The 2,844-nt window shown below is 62.3% G+C and carries 4 protein-coding genes and 1 pseudogene; all 5 read left to right on the forward strand.

What is annotated here, in order from left to right; all coding sequences use genetic code 11:
• The coding region (locus ABC977_RS17960) for a DegT/DnrJ/EryC1/StrS family aminotransferase (protein ID WP_369668646.1) at positions 1-285 on the forward strand (285 nt) is incomplete at its 5' end.
• Positions 286-383: 98 nt separating this feature from the next.
• Positions 384-830, forward strand: coding sequence for a DUF4351 domain-containing protein (locus ABC977_RS17965; RefSeq protein ID WP_369668647.1), 447 nt, complete (start codon positions 384-386; stop codon positions 828-830).
• A 967-nt stretch (positions 831-1,797) separates the two neighbouring features.
• Positions 1,798-2,040, forward strand: coding sequence for a hypothetical protein (locus tag ABC977_RS17970; RefSeq protein WP_369668648.1), 243 nt, complete (start codon positions 1,798-1,800; stop codon positions 2,038-2,040).
• Positions 2,037-2,252, forward strand: coding sequence for a DUF2283 domain-containing protein (locus ABC977_RS17975; RefSeq protein WP_369668649.1), 216 nt, complete (start codon positions 2,037-2,039; stop codon positions 2,250-2,252). The genes ABC977_RS17970 and ABC977_RS17975 overlap by 4 nt, the downstream gene beginning before the upstream one ends.
• 137 nt (positions 2,253-2,389) lie before the next feature.
• A pseudogene (locus ABC977_RS17980) lies at positions 2,390-2,569 on the forward strand (DUF4160 domain-containing protein); the annotation flags it as partial.
• Positions 2,570-2,844 lie beyond the last annotated feature (275 nt).

Raw genomic sequence — 2,844 nt, forward strand, 5'->3', positions numbered from 1 at the left:
CCGTGGCCCAAAGAAGACCGCACCAGTGTCTTCGCCCAGTACAGCCTCCTGGTCGCGGACCGCGCGCCACTCCAAGCCAAGCTCCAGGCCGCCGGCATCCCCACCGCCGTACACTACCCGATCCCGCTCAACGAGCAACCGGCCTATGCCCACCTCGCCGGCACCGAAGGCACCCCGATCGCCGCGCAGATCGCCCGCCAGGTCCTGTGCCTGCCGATGCACGCCGACCTGAGCGAGGCCGAGCAACGCCGCATCGTCGCGACGCTGCTGGACGCCCTGGATTAGCCACGGATGAACACAGATCAAGCCAAACATCCGTGTTCATCCGCGCCAATCCGTGGCCGATCTTTCCTCCGTGCCATGGCGTTGCGGCGCCGATCCTGATGCGCACTGACACGCAGATCTACACTTTGCTGGGCGCCGACCCGGATTTCCTTTACCGTCTCACTGCGCCGGCCGTCTACAGTCAGCTGCAAAGGGCACCCGTCCCGCCCCAGGCGCGGCAATATTGTCTGGACGTCTTTCAATCCTGGCTGATGGCGCGCTTCAAGGGCCTGAGCCTAGAGGAGATACTGAAGATGTTAGGTGAGCTGACCCCGTTGGAAGAAACCCGCGCCTACAAGGAATTGGTGGCGAAAGGTCGACAGGAAGGCCGCCAGCGCGAAGAGCGCCTGATCCTGCGGCTGTTGCAGCGCCGCATCGGTCTGGTCCCGGACGCACAGCAGGCGCGCATCGCCGCCCTGCCGATCGAGCAACTCGAAGCGCTCGGCGAGGCATTGTTGGACTTCACCGAGCTGGCCGATCTCAACGCCTGGCTGGCCGAGCACTGACCCGCGGTGTCCACGCCTCGCGGCCGCTCTGCACCGCGTCCAGGCGGCAGAGATGAGCCCGGCGCCGGCGGGCGCCTGGACACGCGGCCATGCGCCGTCGTCCTGGCCAAACTCGATCGCTTCGAAGAAGATTCTCGCGCTAAGGCGCGAAGAACAAGGCGCAGATCCAGATGATCCTCTTGGCGTCTTTGCGCGAGCAATCCAAAACCAGAACTTTCCGTGATCTTCCGTGTTCTTCCGTGGCAACAAGAATGAACCGCCACGGATGCACACGGATGAACACAGGTCAAGCCGAGCATCCGTGTCCATCCGTGCCAATCCGTGGCCACTCTTCTTCCGTGAACGTTCGTGTCTTTCCGTGGCACTGCGAGCGCGCAGGTCTTGACCATCCTCACGGCGTGTTTTATCAGCGGCCAAAGGCCATGATTCACAGCTACCAGCGAACCTCCGCGCCGGTGATGAGCAACGCTTGGGAATGATCCATCCTCACTCCCACCACCTTCAACAGAAAACGCAGCATTTCAAAAATGCCTAAAACCATTGAAGTCGAAATCGACGCCCAGGGTCGATTGCGCCCCCTCACACCGCTCCCCCGACTTCCGTTGCGGGGCTTGCTCGTATTGACGGAAGACGATACATCAACGTCTTCCACAGGCGCCTGCACTGCGGCCAACGCGCTCAAACTGCTCGCGAGCCCGCGTTATGCCAAGCGCCCGCGCAGTCAACCAGAGGAAGTCAGCCGCCGGATCGCAGCGCTGCGGAGCGACTGGGACTTAAAGGACTGATGAGCCGCGTCTACCTAGACACCCCTTATTCTCGCGAGGACCTCAAGGAGGCCGAGCGCGACGACCTATGCCGCCGCGAAGGCTTCGACGTCGCCGAGCGGCGGGAGTGAGGCTGCGGCGGGTCATCATGCCGGTATCCGATCTTCGCAGTGAACTGGACTGAGCCTGTGGTTCGGTTGTCCATGTCAGATCTACCCGTTACCGACTATTTCCGTGACAACGTGCTCGTCAAGCGTCCTTACCTTCGGTTGGAATGGTGCGAAGCAGCCATCCGTGATCCAATACGCACGGAAGTGCAGATCGACGATAAACGCATCAGACACTGGATCTGGGTGGAGGCGCTGGGGTGCTACCTGCGCGTGGTGACCCTGTCCGACGGTCGGACCATCCACAACGCCTTTCCGGATCGGAGATTTCAGCCATGAAGCTCAACTACGACGCGGAAACGGATTCCCTCTACATCCACCTCAGCGATCGCGCGTCGGTGGATTCCGACGAAGTATCCGAGGGCGTCGTGCTGGACTACGATAGCGCCGGTGTTTTAGTTGGAATCGACATCCAGCATGCCAGCCGGCAGACGGACTTGGCGAGGTTGTCCGTGAACAAACTCCCTCTTCAACACCTTGACGCGGCTTGATCGGCGAGACACCTCGCCGCCGAACCGCGCCATTTTTGTTCCACCGAAGTCGAACCCTGCTCGGCGACTCGGTCCGACCAAGGCCCGCGAGCGCCTCGGCTGGGCACCCGCGATCGGCTTAGACGCGTTACGGCTCTGCCAAAGCCGAGATCGACATCCAGACGTTGGCACTGCTCGCCGGAAAGCTTCCGCCGCGCGCCATGGGGCTGGTGATCGAGTGGGCAAGTCAACACCAGGAGGAACTCAGGGCGGATTGGGAGCGTGCCCGCCAACAGCAAATTCGGGTCAACCCATCGTCATCGAGCGAGAACGGGTGACAGCCTAAGTTCGGCGCGTTTCCTCAAGCGCGAAAGTGGGCAACGACGACGAGCGGAGGCCGATTCGGCCTGGCCCCGCTCGGCTGACATTTGAACTGCTGCCTTGCGACACCCGTCACAGATTCTTCATTGCAACGAATCCACAAAACCCATATGGTTCCAGCCCTGAACAACCCGGGCCGCCCGCCGCGGCCGAGCGACCGCCCCTGACGCCCAATCCGGCACCTCGGGGACCGGCCCCGCCCCCTTCCTGCGTCCTCGCGATGCACGGAAAT

The organism is Thioalkalicoccus limnaeus (genome assembly GCF_041197575.1).
GTDB lineage: Bacteria > Pseudomonadota > Gammaproteobacteria > Chromatiales > Chromatiaceae > Thioalkalicoccus > Thioalkalicoccus limnaeus.

Coding starts and splice junctions, on each gene's coding strand:
- ABC977_RS17965 (WP_369668647.1), top strand. CDS start 384: ATGCGCACTGACACGCAGATCTACACTTTGCTGGGCGCCGACCCGGAT.
- ABC977_RS17970 (WP_369668648.1), top strand. CDS start 1,798: ATGTCAGATCTACCCGTTACCGACTATTTCCGTGACAACGTGCTCGTC.
- ABC977_RS17975 (WP_369668649.1), top strand. CDS start 2,037: ATGAAGCTCAACTACGACGCGGAAACGGATTCCCTCTACATCCACCTC.